This window comes from Enterococcus sp. GC34 (assembly GCF_040886645.1).
Lineage (GTDB): Bacteria > Bacillota > Bacilli > Lactobacillales > Enterococcaceae > Enterococcus > Enterococcus faecalis.
Map to the genome: position 1 here is coordinate 1 of NZ_JBFOEF010000004.1, position 21,844 is coordinate 21,844.

Here is a 21,844-nt window from a genome sequence, read left to right on the forward strand (position 1 = left end):
AGTTGAGTGATTGACTAAGTTTTAAAAAGGTGCACGTGAGTTTCTTTTTAATTCGATAGTCTTTTTTTATTACTTTAACTTCATAGCCCGGGAAGTAGCTCAGCTTGGTAGAGCACTTGGTTTGGGACCAAGGGGTCGCAGGTTCGAATCCTGTCTTCCCGATTGTGAAAAACAGTACTGATGATCAGTACTGTTTTTTTGTTTTGTTTAAAATTTAAGTATCGAAGTAGGTGTATTTTTTTGTGATGTGTAATTCTTATCGAAATTGCGACTAAAAATACAGGAATAAAGGACATTGAGAATATATTCGATGGCTAGTTGAGAGGAAAAAGTCGAGACTTTGAAATCTGCATGTTCAACGTTAGGAATGGGCAAAATCACTGTAGCGTATTTAGCTAATTGGCTGTTCAAGTCTGAAGTAATGGCAATAATCGGGGTGCCTCGTTCTGCAAAAATCCGTGCTTCATTAACGATTTCTGCAGTGTTACCACTGTAAGAGACGAGGATGGCTACGTCATTTTTGGTGGCATTGATGGCTAAATAAAATTGTTCAGCTTGATAAGGGATTAAATGGATAAATAGCTGAATGCGTAATAACTTTGTTTGAAAATCCGTTAAGCGAATGTAGGAGTTACTGACACCCACAGCTAAAATATTTTCAGCGGTTAAAAGTAAATCAATGCTTTTATTTAACATGGCCTCGGTTAATAACTGTTGAGTGGATTGAACAGTTTCAGTCGTTAACTGCGCAATTTTCTTGGCAATTAGTAAATCAGAATCTTGCGCTAAAAAAGGCATATTCGCATCAACATTCCGGATTGCTTGGTAGTGAATTTCTAAGTCGCGGGACAAGCGGATTTTAAATTCTTTGAAACCGCTAGTTTCTGTTTTTTTACACAAACGAACAATCGTGGAAGTTGAAGAGTTGGTGGCTTCTGCTAGTTCATAAATCGACATATGCAGGACTCGTTCAGTATGAGATAAAATAAAATCAATAATTAGCCCTTCGTTATATGTATAGCGTTCTTTTTGTTCTAAACATTCGATTAGATTCAATGGGTTCACCTCTCTGTGGTACTTTGTTTCGCTTTCAGTATACATTAAGCGTATGAATTATGAAACATAGTTACAGAATCAGTTAGTCGTATTTACATCAGAAAGCGGTTTCTTTATGATGAGGATATCACAAAGGATTAAGGAGAGAAGTGAAATGGATAAGTTAACAAACTGGGTGGAGCAAACCGTAGTGCCTAAAGTTTCAAGAATTACAAGTTTACGTTATTTTCAAGCCTTAAGAAATGGTTTTTTTGCAATTATGCCGTTAACAATTATTGGGTCGATTTTTATGTTGATTACAGATTTTCCAGTAGCAGGGTATGGCGATTTTATGGCTGGAATTTTCGGTGCAGGTTGGGCGGATATGATTTCACCAGCTTATCGAGCAACTTTCAATATGATGGGAATTATTTTTGCTGGGACGATGTCCTATAAATTGGCGGAAAGTTACGAAATGGACCGTTTAACTTCATTAATTTTAGGAATTGTTGCTTACGTAGTCGTTTTACCGAAAACGGTGACCACTGAATCAGGCGAAGTTGTGACGAAAGTTTTATCGTTTGATTGGTTAGGAACGCAAGGGGTGATTACGGCCATTATTATGTCAATTCTTTCGGTTGAGTTGACTCGTTTCTGTATTAAGAAAAAATTAGTCATCAAAATGCCTGACAGCGTGCCTTCTATGGTGAGCCAAGCTTTTAGTGCATTGATTCCTGGGATTTTTGTGGTAGCGGTGGCTTTATTGATTAATGGGATTGGGCTTTCGTTTGCGGATTCCTTCCCGCAATTAATTTATGCGGTGATTCAAGCGCCACTGCAAGGTTTAATCGGAACCCCTTTTGCAATTATTATTGTGGCTGGCTTAAATGGATTGTTCTGGTGGTTTGGGATTCATCCAACTGTCATCAATTCCATGCTATATCCTATTTTATATGCGAATGCAGACAAAAACCAAAGCTTAGCGGAATTAGGACAATTAACTGCTCAAAATGGAAACTTTGGCACGGTCCAAATGCTCGATCAATTTGCTACAATTGGAGGCGCTGGTTGTACGATTGGCTTGGCTATTGCAATGGCCATCGTCGGACATTCGTCTAGAATGAAAGCCATGTCGAAAATTTCGTTTGTTCCAGCATTTTTCAACATTAATGAACCCTTGATTTTTGGACTCCCAGTTATTTTTAACCCTTTATTATTGATTCCGATTGCGGTCGCGCCGATTGTATCTGTCTTGATTGCCTTTCTGTCAATGAAAATTGGGTTCATGTCAATGTTTACAAACATTCAAGCACCATGGGCTACGCCCTTTCTGTTTTCGGGTTTTTTAGTGGGAAAATGGCAAGGTGCAGTGACGCAAGTTTTAGCTGTTGCGGCTAGTGTCGTTATTTATTATCCATTTGTAAAAGCCTTAGATCGACAATATCAAAAAGAAGAAGCCCATGAAGTACCAGAAACATTGTAGAGAAAGAGGAGTGAAGGAAATGCATGTTGAGAATGATGAAAATATTTGCTGTGAAGTGGAAAAAGGAATGGAAAAAATGTATCATCCGATGGTGCCCGAGTTGGTTCAAACCTCTTCCTTTTATTTTCCAACTTACGAAGAATTTATGGCAGCGAGTATAGATGAAAAAAATAATTATGTTTACACACGTGGCACCAACCCCACAACAGAAATTTTAGAGAAAAAAATTGCTCGTTTGGAACGTGGAGAAAAATGTAAAGTTTTTGCCTCAGGAATGGGCGCTATTTCGGCAACGCTGTTTACGTTGCTCCAACAAGGCGATCATGTTTTAATGGTCAATACAATTTATGGAGAATCTGTTTCGTTTGTGCAATATTTAGAGAAATTTGGCGTATCCTTGACCAAAGTAGACGTTACAGAAACAGAAGAACTTTTTCAATTTGTTCAGGAAAACACCAAAGTCATTTACTTTGAAAGTCCGTCCTCACAAAAGTTTGAACTGCTAGATTTAGAAAAAATAACTGCGTTAGCACAAAAAATCGGCGCATACACTGTCATTGATAACACGTGGGCGTCACCGTTATTTCAGCATCCTTTATGCCATAATGTGGACCTGGTGATTCATTCTTGTTCCAAATATATTGGTGGTCATTCGGATATTGTAGCAGGGGCTGTCATTGGCAAAGCAGCGCTTGTAGATCAAATTTTTGAACATGGTCATCAAGCATTAGGCGCAGTCAATAGTCCCTTCAATTCTTGGTTAGCGTTACGAGGTATTCGTACCATGCCCGTTCGGTTGGCGCATCAGTCTCAAGCCATCCAAACGGTGCTGTCGGCTTTGCAAAAGGATTCGCGAATCAGCCGCTTATATCATCCTTTTGTAGGAAATCAACAACAACAAGCGTTAGCAGAAAAATATTTAACAGGTTATGGCTCATTGTTTGCGATTGATTTAAAAGATACCGATTTTGAACGTTTGAAAACATTTGTGAATGCATTGACGTTGGTCACAATTGGGGTCAGTTGGGGTGGTTTTGAAAGTTTGGCCTTGCCTATATTCAAAGGCAATAACTTGGCGGCTGTTCAGAAAAGAGGTTTGTCGCCAGCGCACATTCGCATGTACGTTGGTTTGGAAGAGCCAACATCTATTATCGAAGATATTCAACAAGCCTTGGATCAAGCCTATGGCGAAGAATCGCTTTTGTGAGACATTAAGATAATCAGCTGAACAAAAGCAACTCCTTCGGAAATAAGCCGAAATTCTCCAAAAATTAAAGAACACCAGGTAGGTATCATGCAACATCAACTCGTACCTCGTTGTGTTTTATGACAATTTTCGGAAATTCCTTCTTATTGCTGAGAAACACTATTTGCAAAGCAAATAGATGTTGAACAGTACCTACTTGGTTCTTGGAGCTAAACACTTTTGTCTCAGCCTCTGTGATTCAATAACATATTTTCAATTTTAGGAGGGGAACTTAAGTCAGTTTGACTGAGGTTGCTCCTCCTGTTTTGCATTTTTTTATTAAAGTCAAAGCGTTCCTCTTTATTTAATAGGCAAAGTTCGATATAATAATGGTCAATATTAGTCAAGAGAGAAGAAGGATGGAAGACTATGAGTAATCAAAATACGTCAGATTTAATCGAGGCTTATTTAAAAAAGATTTTAGAAGAAAGTAATAAAATTGAAATCCGTCGGGCGGAAATGGCTAATTTATTTAATTGCGTTCCTTCACAAATTAACTATGTAATTAATACACGTTTTACCATCCAACGAGGCTACGCAGTTGAAAGTAAACGTGGTGGAGGCGGCTATATTCGCATTGTCAAAGTACAAATTTCAGATAACGATCAATTACTAAAACAAATGGATCAATTGATTGGCGCAACCTTAACAGAAAAAGATGCGCTAACATTTATTCAAACATTGTATGAAGAAGAAGTGATTACGAAAAAGGAAGGCAATTTAATGCTAGCTGCTTTAAGTAAAAGCACATTGAATGGCCTGGGGAATCACGAAGATTTTCTAAGAGCTCAAATAATGCGTTCATTTTTAGAGCGCTTGAGCTATGAGGAGGAATAACTATGGATGAACTATTTACAGAAAGTGCGAAAGCCGTACTGGCGATTGCCCAAGAAGAAGCGAAGTATTTTCGTCATCAATCCGTCGGTTCTGAGCATTTATTATTAGCACTCGTTTTAGAACCGAATGGGATTGCCGGAAAAACATTACGACAATTGAATACTGACACAGAAGACATCCGTGAAGAAATTGAGCATTTAAGTGGCTATGGCACCATGCAAAGTCCAATGGGGAATAACAACTTATACTTACCTTATTCACCAAGAGCCAAACAAATCTTTGCCTATGCTGGAGATGAAGCGAAGCGCTTAGGGGCTCAAAAGATTGGTACCGAGCATTTATTATTAGGCTTGTTAAGAGACGAAGAAATTTTAGCGTCTAGAATTTTAGTGAATTTAGGATTAAGTCTATCCAAAATGCGTCAATTATTATTGAAAAAAATGGGCGTTTCCGAACCCAATGGTGCACAACGTCGTCGGAATGGTCAAAATAAAAATGCGCTACAAGGGACGCCAACATTGGATTCTTTAGCGAGGGATTTAACCAAGTTAGCACGAGAACAAAGCTTGGATCCAGTAGTTGGTCGCGGGACCGAAGTTCGTCGTTTGATCCAAATTTTGAGTCGCCGTACCAAAAACAATCCTGTCCTAGTCGGTGAACCAGGTGTTGGGAAAACAGCGATAGCAGAAGGCTTAGCTCAGAAAATTGTCAACCGGGAAGTCCCTGAAGATATGCAAGGCAAACGTTTAATGATGCTAGACATGGGTGCCTTGGTTGCTGGAACCAAATATCGAGGTGAGTTCGAAGATCGCTTGAAAAAAGTTGTCGATGAAATCTATCAAGATGGACAAGTCATTTTATTTATCGACGAATTGCATACCTTGATCGGTGCTGGCGGTGCAGAAGGGGCGATCGATGCTTCAAATATTTTAAAACCTGCTTTAGCACGTGGCGAGTTGCAAACAATTGGTGCGACAACTCTGGATGAATACCAAAAATATATTGAAAAAGATGCTGCTTTGGAACGTCGTTTTGCCCGTATTCAAGTAGCAGAACCAACGCCAGAAGAAGCAGAAGAAATTCTAAAAGGCTTGCGTTCACGCTATGAAAAACATCATGGCGTAGAAATTACAGATGAAGCTCTACATGCGGCGGTTCAATTATCGATTCGCTATTTAAATGACCGCCAATTACCAGATAAAGCAATTGATTTAATGGACGAATCTGCAGCAAAAGTTCGTTTAGATAAGGCAGATCAGCCTTCAGAAATTAATGAATTGCGTACCGAAATTTCTCAATTAATTACGGAAAAAGAAGAGGCCATTCAAAACCAATCATTTGAAAGTGCTGCTCGGATTCGTCAAAAAGAAAAACAAGTGATGGAAAAACTAGAAGAATTGATTGCAGTGAAAGAAAAAAGTCTGTCTGGTTACAGTACGCAAGTAACAGAAGAAGACGTGGCTGGAGTCGTTTCACAATGGACAGGCGTTCCTTTGCAGCAGCTAGAGAAGAAAGAAAGCGAACGATTGATGGAATTAGAAACCATTTTACATCAACGGGTCGTTGGCCAAAATGAAGCAGTTGAAGCTGTTTCACGCGCTATCCGTCGTGCGCGTAGTGGCTTGAAAGACCCAGCAAGACCGATTGGTTCCTTCATGTTCTTAGGACCAACAGGGGTTGGGAAAACAGAACTTGCCAAAGCCTTAGCCGAAGCGATGTTTGGCAGCGAAGAAGCGTTGATTCGCGTGGACATGTCTGAGTTTATGGAAAAATACAGTACTAGCCGTTTAATCGGTTCTCCTCCAGGTTATGTCGGCTACGAAGAAGGCGGCCAACTAACTGAAAAAATTCGTCAACGTCCTTATTCCGTTATTTTGCTAGATGAAGTAGAAAAAGCCCATCCAGATGTCTTTAATATTTTATTACAAGTCTTAGATGATGGCCATTTAACGGATGCCAAAGGACGAAAAGTCGATTTCCGTAACACGATTTTAATCATGACCTCCAATTTAGGGGCAACAGCGATTCGTGAAGAAAAACATGTCGGCTTCAATGTGAAAGACATTTCTAAAAATCATGAATTAATGCAAAAACGAATCATGGAAGAATTGAAAAAAGCCTTCCGTCCAGAGTTCTTAAACCGAATTGATGAAACGGTTGTCTTCCATTCCTTGAAACAAGAGGAAATTCATGAAATCGTAAAAATTATGAGTCAATCTGTCGTGAAACGGATGGCCGAACAAGAGGTTAAAGTGAAAATCACACCAGCTGCAATTGAAGTTATTGGTAAAGTTGGGTTTGATCCAGAATATGGCGCACGTCCAATTCGTCGGGCCTTGCAAAAAGAAGTGGAAGATCGTTTAAGTGAAGCCCTTCTTTCCGGTCAAATTCAGTTAGGGGATAAAGTAACCTTAGGTGCTAGCAAAGGCAAAATTACGTTAAATGTGCGGGCACCAAAAGCACCAAAGACAGAAGCGAAAGAATTACAAACTGTATAGATGAGATGCAAAGGAGGTCGGGACAGAAGTGTTTAACTCCGAGAAATAAGCCGAAGGGGTTGCTTCTGTTCTCTCGCCGTGTATCAGTTTTTGAGCGTGGAGCAAAAATCCAAAGTGATTTTTGTCCCACGCTCCTTTTTCTATTTTCCAGTGGCGATTTCTTTTTGAGAATTGCCAGATTGATTTTTCTGTGCTACGTTAATAAGGAGGGGTGATGGAATGGAACAATCTTTTTTTCGAGAATTACTACATTATCAACGTCCAAAGGATAATCCTTTTCGACTAGTGTTTGCTGGCTTGGTTATGTTCAGCATTCTTTTTTTGGGCTATATCAATCATCAATTATTGATTTCAAGTTTTGGCTCGTTAGGTATTTTTACTTTTTTATATTATCAGCCGTTACCATTAAAACAGTTAATGACTCGTTTATCTGTGGTCGGTAGTTACCTTTTTTTAGGAAATTTGTTAGGCATGTTATCGACCCATATTGCATGGCTCATTCCCATTGTTGTTGCACTGGTCGGTTTTGGTGGCCGCTTTTTCTTTGAAGTCTACGATATTTCAAAACCAGGGGCCTTCTTTGGTGTGATGGTGACAGCGATGGGTGCCAGTACGAGCATTCCGTTAGCAAAAATTCCGTTCATGAGTGGCTGTATGTTATTAGGCATTGGCTTTTCCATTTTGTTTGCACTAGTGTTGCATTTTACAGAGAAGGAAATCAGTGTCCCGCTAGCTAAGCGATCATTACGGGAGCGAATTTATCGGCATCCAGAAGCGCCATTAGATAGCATATATTATAGCTTTGTCTTATTTTTTGCTGTATATATCAGCGAAAGTTTACATTTACAGAATCCGTATTGGTTAGTCGTTTCCTGTGCATCCATTTTACAAGGAGACAATTTACGTGCGATTAAGCAGCGAAATATTCAGCGAATTTTTGGCACAACGATTGGATTGGTTATTTCCGCTTTTCTGCTTAATTTAGCTTTGACAACTTTTGAATCGATTGTCGTGATTACAATCTTATTTGTGACCGTTGAGTATTTTATTCGTCGTAATTATGGATTGGCGCAATTTTTCACAACGCCTATGGCTCTGATGCTTTCATTGCTCGTTCGTCAGCAGTACGTGATAACGTTGATTCAATTCCGCTTTTTGGGGATTGTTTTAGGCAGCTTGTTAGGCTTAGCGGCAGCGTGGCTATTCACCGTTGTAGTAACGTTTTATGAACGAAAATACCACTTGAACGAGTGACCAAAGAACAGATGACCAGTAATTAAAAAAGAGCATTTGGTAGGTAAGCGGATGGCGCTTCTCTACCAAATTTTTTTTCGGAAACATTGTGAAAAATGTACGTTTAATACAGATAGGCTCTTTTAAAGTTTGTGAACGTATGATACTATTAAACGGTCATAAAGAAGGAGGCTATATTTATGATTGAACTGATTGCAACTGCAGAATCTGTTGAGCAGGCTGTAGAATTACTCGCAACAGGTGTGGATACATTATATATTGGAGAAGAAACATTCGGGTTGCGTTTGCCCGTATCTTTTACACGAGATGAACAACGCGAGATTGTGAAACGTGCACATGAAATGGGCAAACAAGTGCTAGTTGCAGTAAATGGCATTATGCACCCTGAAAAAATGAAATTAGTCCCAGAGTATCTGACATTTTTAAAAGAAATCAACGTCGATAAAATTACTTTGGGTGATCCAGGGATTGTGTTTATTATGCAACGAGATGGATTAGAAATTCCTTACGTTTATGATGGCGAAACCTTGGTAACGAGTTCACGTCAAATCAATTTTTGGAGTAAACGAGGAGCCATCGGAGCTGTCCTAGCTCGGGAAGTGCCTTTTGAAGAAATGGTCGAAATGGAAGAAAACTTAGCAGTTCCAGCTGAAATTCTTGTCTATGGGGCGACGTGTATTCATCAATCGAAACGCCCATTAATTCAAAATTACTACAATTACACAAAGAACGACAAAGGGGTTACGAAAGACGAAGGGCTGTTTATTTCTGAACCCAAAAAACCAGAAACCCACTATTCCATTTATGAAGATAGTCATGGTACGCATATTTTTGCCAATAACGATGTGAACTTGATGAATGAGTTAACAAACTTGTATGACCATCACTATCGTACATGGAAGCTCGATGGCCTTTACACGCCAGGTGAAAATTTTGTCGCGATTGCTCGCTTATTTGCTGAAGCGAAAGCAGCACTTGAAGCGGGAACTTGGTCAGAAAATCAAGCAGCTCATGCAACAGCTGAAATTGAAAAATTACATCCAACAGGTCGTGGCTTAGACAATGGTTTCTTTGATTTAAGTGCCGATGCAATAAAATAAATTGATTCATTTAAGGGGAAGAAGAACATGAAAGTAATGACAGAACGAACATTGAAGCGTCCCGAGGTGTTGGCTCCAGCCGGGACGCTAGAAAAACTAAAAGTCGCAATTCGTTACGGTGCCGATGCCGTTTATATCGGAGGGAATGCCTACGGTCTGCGTAGCCGCGCAGGAAATTTCACGCCAGAAGAAATGGCGGAAGGCGTAGCCTTTGCCCGCGAACATAATGCGAAAGTTTATGTCGCTGCCAATATGGTCACTCATGAAGGAAACCAGGAAGGGGCAGGAGCGTTTTTCAGAGAATTGCGAGACATCGGAATTTCAGCTGTGATTGTTTCCGATCCAGCTTTAATCGAAATTTGTGCGACAGAAGCACCAGGTTTACCCATCCATTTATCGACACAAGCTTCAGCAACCAACTATGAAACATTAGAATTTTGGAAAAATGAAGGCTTAGAACGTGTGGTTTTAGCGCGCGAAGTTTCAATGGAGGAAGTTGCAGCGATTCGTGAAAATACGGACATTGAGATTGAAGCCTTTATTCATGGAGCAATGTGTATTTCATATTCAGGTCGTTGTACTTTATCCAACCATATGTCGATGCGGGATGCCAATCGTGGCGGTTGCTCTCAATCTTGTCGTTGGAAATATGAGTTATTTGATATGCCTTTTGGGACAGAACGTCGGAGCAAAACCAGCGAAGGGGAAGTTGAAGAAGAGTTTTCAATGAGCGCCGTAGATATGTCTATGATTGAACATATTCCAGAGTTAATTGAAAATGGTGTCGATAGTTTTAAAATTGAAGGCCGTATGAAATCCATTCACTATGTTTCGACAGTCGCTAATGTGTATAAAAAAGCCGTCGATTCTTACATGGAAGATCCTGAAAACTATGTCTGCCAACAAGAGTGGATTGATGAATTATGGAAAGTAGCACAACGTGAATTAGCAACTGGTTTTTATTACAATACACCAAGTGAAAATGAACAATTATTCGGCGAACGTCGTAAAATTCCACAATATAAATTTGTTGGTGAAGTGATTGCGTACAACGAAAAGACGCAAGTCGCAACGATTCGTCAACGGAACCTTTTCAGTGTCGGCGATGAAATTGAATTTTATGGTCCCGGGTTTACCCATTTCCACCAAACCGTCAAAGAGATGTATAATGAAGACGGTGAAGCGATCGATCGGGCACCTAATCCCATGATGTTATTAACAATGGAAGTGACGCAACCTGTTGCAGTCGGCGATATGATTCGTAAGAAAAAATAAACCAGCCAAAAGGAGGAGTAAATATGAGTGTCCGTGTGAATGATTTATTAAAATTACCGTCTTTGCGAGAAGCAACGGTACTTTCTGGTAAAAACCAATTGGACACATCTGTTGCTTCTCTTTCTTTTTTAGAAGTCTCTGATATGTCTTTGTTTTCGGAAAAACTTCACAAAACAAATGAATACCATGCTGGCGAAATTTTGATTGGTTCATTTTGTGCCATTCGTCATGATGTGGTGAAGCAATGCGAAACGATTCGGCATCTCCATGAATTAGGCGAGGTAGGCCTAATCTTGTACTACGTCGGGATTATCGTACCGAAAGTTGCAGAGGAAGTGATTCAATTAGCGGATTCTTTAGGTTTTATTTTAATCCAAATGCCTAAAAACGATCCCACATTACGCTATAACGAAGTCATTTATGAAGTCATGAAATTGTTAGTCAATAAAAATAAAATGACTTCTTTTGCAACGGACCTCTTGGAAAAAGTTTCCCTTTTGCCTGAACAAAACCGCAGTGTGGAAATGACCTTGAAAATCCTATCCGATTTTTTAAAAGTCAACATTGCGTTAACCACCTATACCAATGAAATCATCAGCACCATCAATTGGCCGCGAAGCACAAAATTACCCTTAACCAAGTTACTTTATCAATCACAAGAGAAAGTAGCGCTGGGAGAAACGACCTACTTCATTACCTCGCAAAAACTTCCTCAGAAAGATGGACAAACATTGAAGCTTTACTTCATTCGAGAAGAAGAGCAGTTAACCTCTTTTGAGATGAATCAAGCGGTGGAAGTCGTTCAGATGGCTCTGAATTTATGGGGGAAAAACTATGACGAAGTCAGTGAGTATGCCTTAGTCCAAGCAATCATTAACGATGAAAGTGATAAGATGTACCAATTAGCCAAAAAATTAATGATTGATATTTCTTCTGTCGAAACGATGTGGCTTTTGCCTATTTGGCAACAAGGACAAGAAATCCACGCTATTCAGCAAGATTTGAAAGATTTCCTACGTTACTATTACCAAACAACGATTGTCCAGCAAACAGAAAATTACCTGATTGTTCTCTTAGGTAATTATTTACACAAACAGCCTGAAGCCACGATTAGTAAAGAATACTTGCAAGCCACAGACTATCAGGACTATTTAGGTGAAATCATCCTTTGTCCGAAAGTTCGTAACACGACTGAAGTGCGTGTCAGCTACCAAACTGCTAATCAAGTCGCGCCGTTTTTAAAGCGTGTCTATCCACAAAGAAAAGTGTTATCAATCGCGGAAATTCGTACAGTTCAACAAATGATGACGTGTCTCCAAGCAGGAGAAGAAGCAATCCAACAACGCTTAGCAGTTATCCAACCTCTCTTAAAAGAATCAGAACAGTTAATGACATTAGGGACGTTTTTACTAGATGCAAGTAGTGATTTTAAAGAATGCGGAGAACGCCTATTTGTTCATAAAAATACGGTCAAATATCGTATCAGTAAAATTAATGAAGCGCTCGGCTATGATATGACCAACGCCGCCGAAGCCTATGAAGTCTATTTGGCGATGATCTTATATCGCTTGGTCACGAATGAATGAAAAAAGCAGACAGAGGTCGGGACAGAAGTGTTTAACTCCGAGAACCACGTAGGTACTGTTCAACATCTATTTGCTTTGCAAATGGTGTTTCTCAGCAATAAGAAGGAATTTCCGAAAATTGTCATAAAACACAACGAGGTACGAGTTGATGTTGCATGATACCTACCCGGTGTTCTTTAATTTTTGGAGAATTTCGGCTTATTTCCGAAGGAGTTGCTTCTGTTTCCGCCGTTTATCAATTTTTAAGCCTGGGACAAAAATCCAAAGTGATTTTTGTCCCAGGCTCTTGTCTGCTTTTTATTTTAAGCCAAAACTTCCTTGATATTTTTTTCAATTTGAAAAAGACCTATGACTGATTTTTCGTTATAATTGAAAAAATAATTAAGGAGGAATGAGAATGAAATTAAAAAACGAGCAACAACAATCGTGGCTTAGCTTAGCATTTGTTTGGGCGGGCGCAATGATTAGCGTGCCAGGATTAATTATTGGAGGAACGTTAGTTGCAGGTATGCCTTTATGGGAAGCTTTGTTAACAGGATTTATTGGTTACGGTATTATTGTTATTTTAATGATTTTACAAGGAATTCAAAGTTCCGACTTACAAGAACCTTCTGTCAAAGTCGCTTCTCAAGTGTTTGGCATTCAAGGTTCGCAAAAGATTATTTCCATTATTCTAGCGATTGCTTGCTTAGGTTGGTTTGGTTTGCAAGCCAATGTCAGCGGTGGCGCCTTCACGAACTTTTTAAAAATTTACGGCATTGATTTACCTGTGTCGCTTTCTTCCTTAATCTGGGGAATTATCATGCTTATTTCGGCTCTTTATGGCATAAAAATATTGAAAATTCTGAATTATTTTGCGGTTCCTGTGTTAGTTCTGGTTTGTCTTTATGGCTTGGTGGCTTCGTTAAGAAACAACGGTTGGGAAGCTGTTAGTCAATATACCCCTCAAACAGCAGGAAGCTTTATGTCGGGTCTTTCAATGACTGTCGGTTCTTTTGCATTAGGCGCAGTAATTGCTGGAGATTACTCTCAATATGTTTCTTCTCGTAAAGATGTGGTTAAAGCGGCTACATTAGGGATTTTACCGACAGGCTTGTTGATGATTGGCGTTGGTGCGGTTTTGACCATTGCTTCGAACACCGCAGATATCACGGAAGTTTTTATGAATCTTGGTTTTCCAGTTTTAGGAATTATTGCGCTAATTTTAGCAACTTGGACCACGAATGCCGTGAATGCTTTTTCTGGCGGGCTGGCCTTGATTAATGTCTTTGATATTCCAAAAGAAAAAGAAAAAGTCGCTGTCGGTGCGGCCGGCGCCATTGGGACCTTATTAGCAGTCGTGGGGATTTTAAATTATTTTACGCCGATTATGTCTGTCCTTTCTGCGATGGTTCCACCAGTGGCTGGTGTAATGATTGCTGCCTATTGGTTGATTAACAAAGGCGATCGAACCAAATGGCAGCCAACGCCTGGCGTGAATAAATTAGGTGTTTTTTCATGGCTAATTGGTGCTGCAGTGGGGGGCATTCCGGTGATTATGAGTTTCTTTCCCAATGCCCCTCAATTGCCTAACCAACCGCTAATTGGCATTGTTTTATCGTTTGTTATTTATTATTTCGGTGCAAAACGTCAACAGGCGAACACCGAATCATTAGAAATAGAATGAAGAAGAGGAGTGTCGGAGAATGCGTTATTTAGATGCAGAAGCAATTGAGAATATAGCCACAGGAGCAGCGTTTTTAGGGACAGGAGGTGGCGGTGATCCCTACATTGGTAAAATGATGGCTTTGTCCGCCATCGAAGAAAACGGACCTGTCAAACTGGTTTCTCCAGAAGAAATTGCCGCGGAGGATTTTTTCCTACCCGCCGCAATGATGGGTGCCCCATCTGTCGCAATTGAAAAATTTCCCAAAGGCGACGAATTTGTCCGTGTCTTTGAGAAGTTAGGAAAATATTTAGACCAAGAAACGATTGCGGGGACCTTTCCAATGGAAGCTGGGGGCGTCAATTCAATGATTCCAATTGTTGTTGCAGCGAAGCTAGGCATTCCCTTGGTGGATTGTGATGGTATGGGTCGGGCCTTTCCAGAATTGCCCATGGTAACGTTCCATTTGAATGGGATGTCAGCGACCCCTATGGCAATTACCGATGAAAAAGGAAATATTGGTATTATGGAAACGATTGATAATACTTGGACAGAACGTCTTGCCCGTGTCCAAACGGTTGAAATGGGTGCCAGTGCTTTAGTGAGCATTTATCCCGCGACAGGCAAACAATTACAAGACTATGGTATTCACAACATCGTGACATTATCAGAAGAAATTGGCAAAGTGATTCGAGGTACCTATACGGATGAACAAGAAAAACGCCAAGCATTAGTAGAAGTTACGGATGGCTTTGAATTGTTCCAAGGAAAAATTCTAGATGTAGAACGAGAAGTAAAAGGTGGCTTCAATTTGGGACGTGTCAAATTGAGTGGCTTAAACAGTGATGCTGGTTCAGAAGCAGTTGTCCATTTTCAAAATGAAAATTTAATTGCCGAGAAAGATGGTCAGGTGATTGCGATGACGCCTGATTTGATTTGTATGGTAGATTTAGAAACTTTAACGCCTGTGACAACAGAAAGCTTGAAATACGGCAAACGTGTCCAAGTAATGGGCTTGAAAGCGAATGCCGCTTGGCGAACGAAAAAAGGTATCGAAACAGTGGGTCCTCGGTATTTCGGCTACGAAATGGATTATCAACCACTAGAAAACTTAGTAGCGAAGGAGGACAAATAAATGTATAAAATCGGTATCGATGTCGGCGGCACAAATACAGATGCTGTTATTTTAGATCATCAATTAAACTTGATTCATTCAGTGAAAGTTCCAACAACCGATGATATTCAAACAGGGATTGCCGGTGCCTTAAATAAAGTCTTGGCAGAATCAGCAGTGGACCCAACCAAAGTCACACATGCAATGTTGGGCACGACCCAATGTACGAATGCCATTGTTGAGCGAAAAAAATTAGCAAAAGTTGGGGTCCTTCGTTTGGGCTATCCAGCAACCGCTTCAGTCTTGCCTTACACAGCTTGGCCCAAGGATTTAGTGGCCACTCTTTCAGAAACGTATGCTTTAGCACATGGCGGCTATGAATATGATGGACAACCATTGACTGCACTGGACGAAGAAGAATTACGTGGGATTTTGGCCTCTTGGCGAGGAGAAGTAGAAGCAATCGCAGTAATTGGCGTTTTTTCTTCTTTAAAAAATGACCAAGAATTGTTTGTTCAAGCACTTGCGAAGGAAGTATTAGGGGCAGATGTTCCTGTTTCTTGCTCCTCAATGATTGGTTCTGTCGGTTTAATTGAACGGGAAAATGCAACAATTTTGAATGCTGCGTTGCACAAAGTAATTAAAGTGACCAGCGAAGGCTTTGAACAAGCCTTAGAACAAGAAAAAATTCATCACGCCCAAGTGTACTTATGTCAAAATGATGGTACGTTAATGTCATTAACGTATGCCAAACAGTTTCCTATTTTAACCATTGCTTGTGGCCCAACCAATAGTATTCGTGGCGCTTCTTACTTAGCCGGCTTGAAAGATGCGGTTGTTTTAGATGTTGGTGGCACAACGTCAGACATTGGCGTGTTAGTGGATGGCTTTCCAAGAGAATCTTCACTGGCCGTTGATGTTGGCGGAGTACGGACCAATTTTAGAATGCCAGATATCGTGTCAATCGGTGTCGGCGGCGGCAGTCTAGTGCGTGAACAACCAGATGGTTCTGTGACAGTTGGCCCCGATAGTGTCGGCTACCGTATTACACAAGAGGCCCTTATTTTTGGCGGCACACAATTAACGACCACTGATATTGCGGTTCGCTTAGGCCATGCCCAAGTTGGTGATCCTAGTAAAGTGGCTCATTTAGACCAAGCGTTTGCGGAAAAAGTGTACCAAAAAATTGGCGAATTGGTCAGTGAAGCGATTGATCGCATGAAAACCAGTTCTGCAGACGTGACGGTCGTTTTAGTTGGTGGTGGAAGTATTATCATCCCCGAAGAATTGACAGGTGTTAAAGCGCTAATTCGCAACGAAAACGGGGCAGTGGCGAATGCCATCGGTGCCTCTATCGCTCAGATTAGCGGACAATACGAACAAATTTATGTCTATTCAAAAATCCAACGAGACGCGGCGTTGGCCGATGCCCAAGAAAAAGCCGTCCAACAAGCTGAACTTGCGGGTGCAGTTCCTGGCACAATCGAGTTAGTCGAGGTGGAAGAAACACCACTCGCCTATCATCCAGAAAATGCAACACGCTTACGAGTAAAAGTGGTTGGGAATATGTACTAAAAGAAAGGGAATCCTCTGGCATATGAGGGTTTCCTTTTTGTGCTATAGTAAAAGAAAAAGAAGGAGGAATAACTATGGCTAAATTATTCGCCTACCAAATTGGTCAAAACCCTCGTATTCAAACGGACCTTTTGGTAGATCCTCAGCTGTTTGAAGATGAGCATGGCTGTGCGGGGGGTGTGGGCTTCGGTTTAGCAGATTGTGTTCAAACCGGAATGTTTACAGATATTGAAGTGATAAAACGGTATCTTCACGAAGCAACCTACGTTTTTATTAATGGTGACTTTGACCGACTAAGTTATTTAGAAATTGGGATTGCACTTTCCTTAGGCAAAACACTTTACGTCATTACAATGAATCCAAACGTAACGAAAGAAGATTTAGGAATTCCCTTCGACAATGCTACGATTGAATTCCTTTCCCCCAGTGCTTTTACGGAACGAATCCATGAAACAGAAGCAGCAGAAAACTAAACAAAAGTAAGTAATACGACTGTCTTTTTTTGCTATTTTTTGCGATAATAAGGGAGAAAGTTCAAATTGAAAGGGAGCAGAATAAATGAAAACCTATGATTATATTGTTATTGGTGGCGGTAGTGGCGGGATTGCTTCTGCTAACCGCGCAGGAATGCACGGAGCCAACGTCCTTTTAATTGAGGGCAACGAAATTGGTGGGACCTGTGTCAATGTTGGTTGTGTGCCTAAAAAAGTCATGTGGCAAGCCAGCAGCATGATGGAAATGATGGAAAGAGACACAGCAGGCTATGGGTTTGATGTTGAAATCAAAAATTTTAGCTTTAAACAATTAGTTGAAAATCGTGAAAAATATATCGACTTCTTACATGGCGCGTATAATCGTGGTTTAGACAGTAACAACATTGAACGTATCCATGGTTATGCTACGTTTACTGGGGAGCAAATAATTGAAGTCAATGGGACAGAATATACGGCGCCGCACATTTTAATCGCGACAGGTGGTCGTCCGAAAAAACTAGGTATTCCAGGAGAAGAATATGCCTTAGATTCAAATGGTTTCTTTGCATTAGAAGAAATGCCAAAACGTGTGGTCTTTGTCGGTGCGGGTTACATCGCAGCCGAATTAGCAGGAACCTTACATGGCTTAGGCGCAGAAACACATTGGGCCTTCCGTCATGAACGACCATTACGAAGCTTTGATGACATGCTTTCTGAAAAAGTCGTAGAACGCTATCAAGAAATGGGCATGCAAATTCATCCGAATGCAACACCAGCTAAAATTGAAAAAACGGCGCAGAATGAGTATGTTATTACATTTGAAAATGGTGAATCAATTACGACAGATGCCGTGATTTTCGGGACAGGCCGTCAGCCGAACACGGATCAATTAGGCTTAGAAAATACGAAAGTAGCCCTTGATGAAAAAGGCTACGTCAAAGTAGATAAATTCCAAAATACCACGCAAAATGGTATCTACGCAGTCGGTGATGTCATTGGTAAAATCGACTTAACACCAGTCGCGATTGCCGCTGGTCGGCGCCTGTCCGAACGCTTATTTAACGGACAAACCGATTTATATCTGGATTATAACTTGGTACCAACGGTGGTCTTTACCCATCCACCAGTTGCGACAATTGGTTTGACGGAAAAAGCAGCGCTTGAAGAATATGGTGAAGACCAAGTGAAAATCTATCGCTCTAGCTTTACGCCAATGTACTTCGCTTTAGGAGAATACCGTCAAAAATGCGACATGAAATTAATCTGTGTCGGCAAAGAAGAAAAAATTGTCGGTTTGCATGGCATCGGCATCGGTGTTGACGAAATGCTACAAGGCTTTGCAGTCGCTATTAAAATGGGCGCGACCAAAGCAGATTTTGATAATACTGTTGCGATTCATCCAACAGGCTCAGAAGAATTTGTAACAATGCGATAAAAGGCTAATAGACCCCAAAAAAGAGCGTTGCTGATGCAACGCTCTTTTTTGAATACACGAGTTATACTATTTGATTGGTAAAAAGTAATTTTTTATATCATGCCAATAACCACTTTTCCATCTTTTAACTACTGAATTTTCCAAGAAATATGCTATGATTAAAAAAATCAGCAAAACAGAGGGTAGGGAGTTAGAAGATGGATAAAATTAGAATTAACAACTTGAAATTTTTCACAAAAAATGGTGTTTTGGCAGAAGAAAAACGTCTAGGACAGCAAGTAGAAATCGACCTTGAAATGCAGTTGTCGCTAGCCGAGGCAGGGCGAACAGATGATGTCACCCAAACCGTCAATTATGCCGAAGTGAATGAATTGATTGCCCAACGAGTAAACAATCACTCGTACGATTTAATCGAAGGTTTAGCAAGTGCTATTTTAGATGATATTTCCGCAGATTATCAAGAACAATTGAACAAAATTATCATTAAAATTAGAAAATATAGTGTGCCGATGCCCGGCCTTTTTGACAATATTGAAATTGAAATGGAGCGAGAAGTATAGATGATTGGCTATGTAGCATTAGGTAGTAACATCGGCGATCCGTACGCAAATTTAGTAAAAGCCCGCAATTATTTAAACGAAGACCCGCAGATTCAGGTCGTGGCTTCTTCAAAACTTTATGAAACGGATCCTTACGGCTATACAGACCAAGATGATTTTTTGAACGCCGTATTGAAAATTGATACTAGCTATACCGCTGAAGAGTTATTGGCTGTTACCCAAGGGATTGAGCAAGTAATGAAACGTAAAAAATTAATTCACTGGGGTCCGCGGATTATTGATATTGATATTTTATTATTAGGGGAACAGTCAGTCACGTTGCCCCACTTACAAGTTCCTCATCAAGAATTAACAAAACGGTCATTTGTTTTGATTCCCTTAAGTGATGTTTACGCAGAGGAACAACTATTGGGCACGCCAATAGCTACGTGGATTCAGCGCAGTGGCAATCAAGAAGAAGTGCGAGTAAGCGAAAAGGAATGGTAGAGATGGAGCAGGAAAAACAAGCGCAAATTGAGCAGGCAGTTACCACAATCTTAGAAGCAGTGGGGGAAGATACTCAACGATCAGGACTCATTGATACCCCCAAACGTGTAGCTAAAATGTATGCAGAAGTTTTTAGTGGCTTAACCGAACCTGAATTTGACGATTATAAATTATTTGATAGCTTAAATGAAGGCGAAATGGTTCTAGTAAAAGATATTGCCTTTTATTCAATGTGTGAACACCATTTATTGCCATTTTATGGAAAAGTACATGTCGCTTATCTGCCAGAAGGTGGCAAAGTATTGGGACTAAGCAAGTTACCAAGATTAGTAGAACATTGTGCCAAACGTCCCACAGTTCAAGAAGATTTAACAGTGACAATTGCCCGCAAACTCCAAGAAAATATTCCCGTCAAAGGCATTGCAGTAGCCATTGAAGCGGAACATATGTGTATGACGATGCGCGGCGTGAAAACACCACAAAGTAGTACCAAAACATTTCAATTTACAGGACTATTTAAAGAACAAGAGTGGAAAAATCAATTTTTAATGGAGATACGTTAGAAAATGGAAATCATTGTTGGCACGAATAACCAAGGTAAGTTAAAAGAAATGCAATCAGGACTTAAGGACCCAGCTATTCAACTTGTCTCTTATCGAAAGTATACCACCAGTCAAGAGCAACCGGCAGAAACTGGCACTACGTATGCTGAAAATGCTTATCTAAAAGCTCGCTTTTTCCAACAATTAATCGGACGCCCAGTGTTAGGTGATGATGGCGGCTTAACGTTAACTGCTTTTCCTGATTTATTAGGTATTTATACAAGCCGCTTTTTCCATTCAGCTAATCCGGAAGAACAGAACCGCGAACTGTTGCACTTATTTGAAGGACAACAGTCGACTCGCAAGTTAACCTTATCAGCCACGTTGGTCTATGCACTCGATGACGACAAACTGTTGCAAACGGAAGCCACTTTGACTGGTGAATTAGTTGAACCGCGCGGTACAGGCGGTTATGGTTTTGATCCGATTATTTATTTACCAGACCGAGGCAAAACCTTAGCGGAGTTGTCCACGAGTGAACGAATGAAGATAAGTCCTAGAATGCGGGCTTTACGAAAGATGATTCAGCAGATAAAGGAGCAATGTGACAATGATTGATTTAAAAAAGAATTACCAAATTATGGGGATTGTCAACACGACCCCCGACTCTTTTTCTGATGGCGGTAGCTACACAACGGTCGACGTGGCCTATCAACATGCGCTTCATTTACTAGAAGCGGGGGCCGATATTTTAGACATTGGCGGCCAATCCACACGTCCTGGCTACGAAGAAGTTTCTCCACAAGTTGAGGCAGAACGGGTATTACCGTTAATTAAAAAAATACGTGAGACTTCTCTAGCGCCGATTTCTGTGGACACCTACTATCCCGAAGTAGCGGAAGCCGCGATCCAAGCTGGCGCCACAATGATTAATGACATCAAAGGATTAGACACTCCGGGGATGGCAGAAGTCCTCGCACAATATCCTGAAATCCAAGTTGTGATTATGCATTCTAGAAAACGCCAATCTCTTTCTTTAAAAGAAGAGTTGTACCAATTTTATACAGAAAAAATTGAACAATGCCAAAAATATGGGCTTTCCTTAGAAAAAATTTGTTTCGATCCAGGGATTGGCTTTCATAAAACTGTCGCAGAAAACCTTCAACTGTTAAAAGATCCTAACGCCTTTCGCTACCAAGATTATCCGTTACTATACGGCGTTTCTCGCAAACGAACCATCGGAGCTTTAACGAACGAACCAGAACCAGCCAACCGTGATTTTGGCTCAGCCGCTGCTTCCTTGTATGCAGCACAACAAGGCGTAGAAATTTTACGTGTTCATAATGTCCAAGGCTTAAAACAAACATTTGATGTCTGGCGAGCATTGTCGGAGAAGGAGTAAAGGTAGACCAATAGACTAAACAGACCGACCATTAAAAAAGATGGTCGGTTTGTTTAGTCTATTGCTAAAATCAGTAATAAAAAATAAACTCGTCATAACTTTTACCGAAGGTTGATTATAATTAAAGATGACGTCTTAAACGTTCGCAACCTAATAAACGGCAGGAACAGAACTAACGCCTTCGGAACTAATCGGTTCTGTCCTGACCTCTTCATGTTTATCGTGTTTATTATGCTAAGTTGAAACGGGAAAGTCGATTGTTAAATAAGCTTTCGTTTTTTAGGTATTTTTAAGAAAT

General features: G+C 40.4%; 19 protein-coding genes and 1 tRNA gene. 19 read left to right on the forward strand and 1 reads right to left on the reverse strand.

What is annotated here, in order from left to right; translation table 11 throughout:
- The first annotated feature begins 88 nt into the window (after positions 1-88).
- Positions 89-162: transfer RNA gene (locus tag AB3I72_RS04955), tRNA-Pro, on the forward strand.
- A 45-nt stretch (positions 163-207) separates the two neighbouring features.
- Here AB3I72_RS04955 and AB3I72_RS04960 read toward each other — a convergent pair.
- Positions 208-1,065: a MurR/RpiR family transcriptional regulator gene (locus AB3I72_RS04960; RefSeq protein WP_061100815.1), complete on the reverse strand. Its 858-nt coding sequence runs from the start codon at positions 1,063-1,065 to the stop codon at positions 208-210.
- 145 nt (positions 1,066-1,210) lie between these two features.
- Here AB3I72_RS04960 and AB3I72_RS04965 point away from each other — a divergent pair, with 145 nt between their 5' ends.
- The 18 genes from AB3I72_RS04965 (at position 1,211) to folP (ending at position 21,546) form a co-directional block, all read left to right on the forward strand.
- Positions 1,211-2,518, forward strand: a complete 1,308-nt coding sequence (locus AB3I72_RS04965; protein ID WP_033591639.1) for a PTS sugar transporter subunit IIC — start codon at positions 1,211-1,213, stop codon at positions 2,516-2,518.
- Positions 2,496-3,725 (forward strand): aminotransferase class I/II-fold pyridoxal phosphate-dependent enzyme, encoded by a 1,230-nt coding sequence (locus AB3I72_RS04970; protein WP_368023639.1) that lies wholly within the window; start codon positions 2,496-2,498, stop codon positions 3,723-3,725. The genes AB3I72_RS04965 and AB3I72_RS04970 overlap by 23 nt, the downstream gene beginning before the upstream one ends.
- Positions 3,726-4,133: 408 nt before the next feature.
- Positions 4,134-4,601 carry a CtsR family transcriptional regulator gene (locus tag AB3I72_RS04975; protein ID WP_002354715.1) on the forward strand — a complete coding sequence of 156 codons (468 nt, stop codon included), beginning with the start codon at positions 4,134-4,136 and terminating at the stop codon, positions 4,599-4,601.
- Positions 4,602-4,603: 2 nt separating this feature from the next.
- Positions 4,604-7,099 carry an ATP-dependent Clp protease ATP-binding subunit gene (locus AB3I72_RS04980; RefSeq protein WP_368023640.1) on the forward strand — a complete coding sequence of 832 codons (2,496 nt, stop codon included), beginning with the start codon at positions 4,604-4,606 and terminating at the stop codon, positions 7,097-7,099.
- A 219-nt stretch (positions 7,100-7,318) separates the two neighbouring features.
- On the forward strand, positions 7,319-8,353 hold the full coding sequence (locus AB3I72_RS04985; RefSeq protein WP_002415422.1) for an FUSC family protein: 1,035 nt from the start codon (positions 7,319-7,321) through the stop codon (positions 8,351-8,353).
- A gap of 179 nt (positions 8,354-8,532) precedes the next feature.
- Positions 8,533-9,453, forward strand: a complete 921-nt coding sequence (locus tag AB3I72_RS04990; RefSeq protein ID WP_368023641.1) for a peptidase U32 family protein — start codon at positions 8,533-8,535, stop codon at positions 9,451-9,453.
- A gap of 27 nt (positions 9,454-9,480) precedes the next feature.
- Positions 9,481-10,728, forward strand: coding sequence for a U32 family peptidase (locus AB3I72_RS04995; protein WP_002368523.1), 1,248 nt, complete (start codon positions 9,481-9,483; stop codon positions 10,726-10,728).
- A 23-nt stretch (positions 10,729-10,751) separates the two neighbouring features.
- Positions 10,752-12,314, forward strand: a complete 1,563-nt coding sequence (locus tag AB3I72_RS05000; RefSeq protein WP_002367516.1) for a PucR family transcriptional regulator — start codon at positions 10,752-10,754, stop codon at positions 12,312-12,314.
- 391 nt (positions 12,315-12,705) lie between these two features.
- On the forward strand, positions 12,706-13,980 hold the full coding sequence (locus tag AB3I72_RS05005) for a cytosine permease (RefSeq protein WP_195906474.1): 1,275 nt from the start codon (positions 12,706-12,708) through the stop codon (positions 13,978-13,980).
- A 19-nt stretch (positions 13,981-13,999) separates the two neighbouring features.
- Positions 14,000-15,094 (forward strand): DUF917 domain-containing protein, encoded by a 1,095-nt coding sequence (locus tag AB3I72_RS05010; RefSeq protein ID WP_010821973.1) that lies wholly within the window; start codon positions 14,000-14,002, stop codon positions 15,092-15,094.
- Positions 15,095-16,648: a hydantoinase/oxoprolinase N-terminal domain-containing protein gene (locus AB3I72_RS05015; RefSeq protein ID WP_368023643.1), complete on the forward strand. Its 1,554-nt coding sequence runs from the start codon at positions 15,095-15,097 to the stop codon at positions 16,646-16,648.
- 74 nt (positions 16,649-16,722) lie between these two features.
- A complete protein-coding gene (locus AB3I72_RS05020; RefSeq protein ID WP_002375430.1) occupies positions 16,723-17,121 on the forward strand; it encodes a hypothetical protein in 399 nt (132 codons plus the stop codon).
- A gap of 85 nt (positions 17,122-17,206) precedes the next feature.
- Entirely contained in the window at positions 17,207-18,556 is a 1,350-nt protein-coding gene (gor, locus tag AB3I72_RS05025; RefSeq protein ID WP_368023644.1) for a glutathione-disulfide reductase, read from the forward strand.
- A 197-nt stretch (positions 18,557-18,753) separates the two neighbouring features.
- Positions 18,754-19,116 (forward strand): dihydroneopterin aldolase, encoded by a 363-nt coding sequence (gene folB, locus AB3I72_RS05030; protein WP_002354733.1) that lies wholly within the window; start codon positions 18,754-18,756, stop codon positions 19,114-19,116.
- Positions 19,117-19,602 (forward strand): 2-amino-4-hydroxy-6-hydroxymethyldihydropteridine diphosphokinase, encoded by a 486-nt coding sequence (folK, locus tag AB3I72_RS05035; protein ID WP_176944754.1) that lies wholly within the window; start codon positions 19,117-19,119, stop codon positions 19,600-19,602. It begins immediately after the preceding gene.
- Positions 19,596-20,165, forward strand: a complete 570-nt coding sequence (folE, locus tag AB3I72_RS05040; protein ID WP_002381007.1) for a GTP cyclohydrolase I FolE — start codon at positions 19,596-19,598, stop codon at positions 20,163-20,165. The genes folK and folE overlap by 7 nt, the downstream gene beginning before the upstream one ends.
- A gap of 3 nt (positions 20,166-20,168) precedes the next feature.
- Positions 20,169-20,762 (forward strand): non-canonical purine NTP pyrophosphatase, encoded by a 594-nt coding sequence (locus AB3I72_RS05045; protein WP_104806493.1) that lies wholly within the window; start codon positions 20,169-20,171, stop codon positions 20,760-20,762.
- A complete protein-coding gene (folP, locus tag AB3I72_RS05050) occupies positions 20,755-21,546 on the forward strand; it encodes a dihydropteroate synthase (protein WP_086281521.1) in 792 nt (263 codons plus the stop codon). The genes AB3I72_RS05045 and folP overlap by 8 nt, the downstream gene beginning before the upstream one ends.
- Positions 21,547-21,844 lie beyond the last annotated feature (298 nt).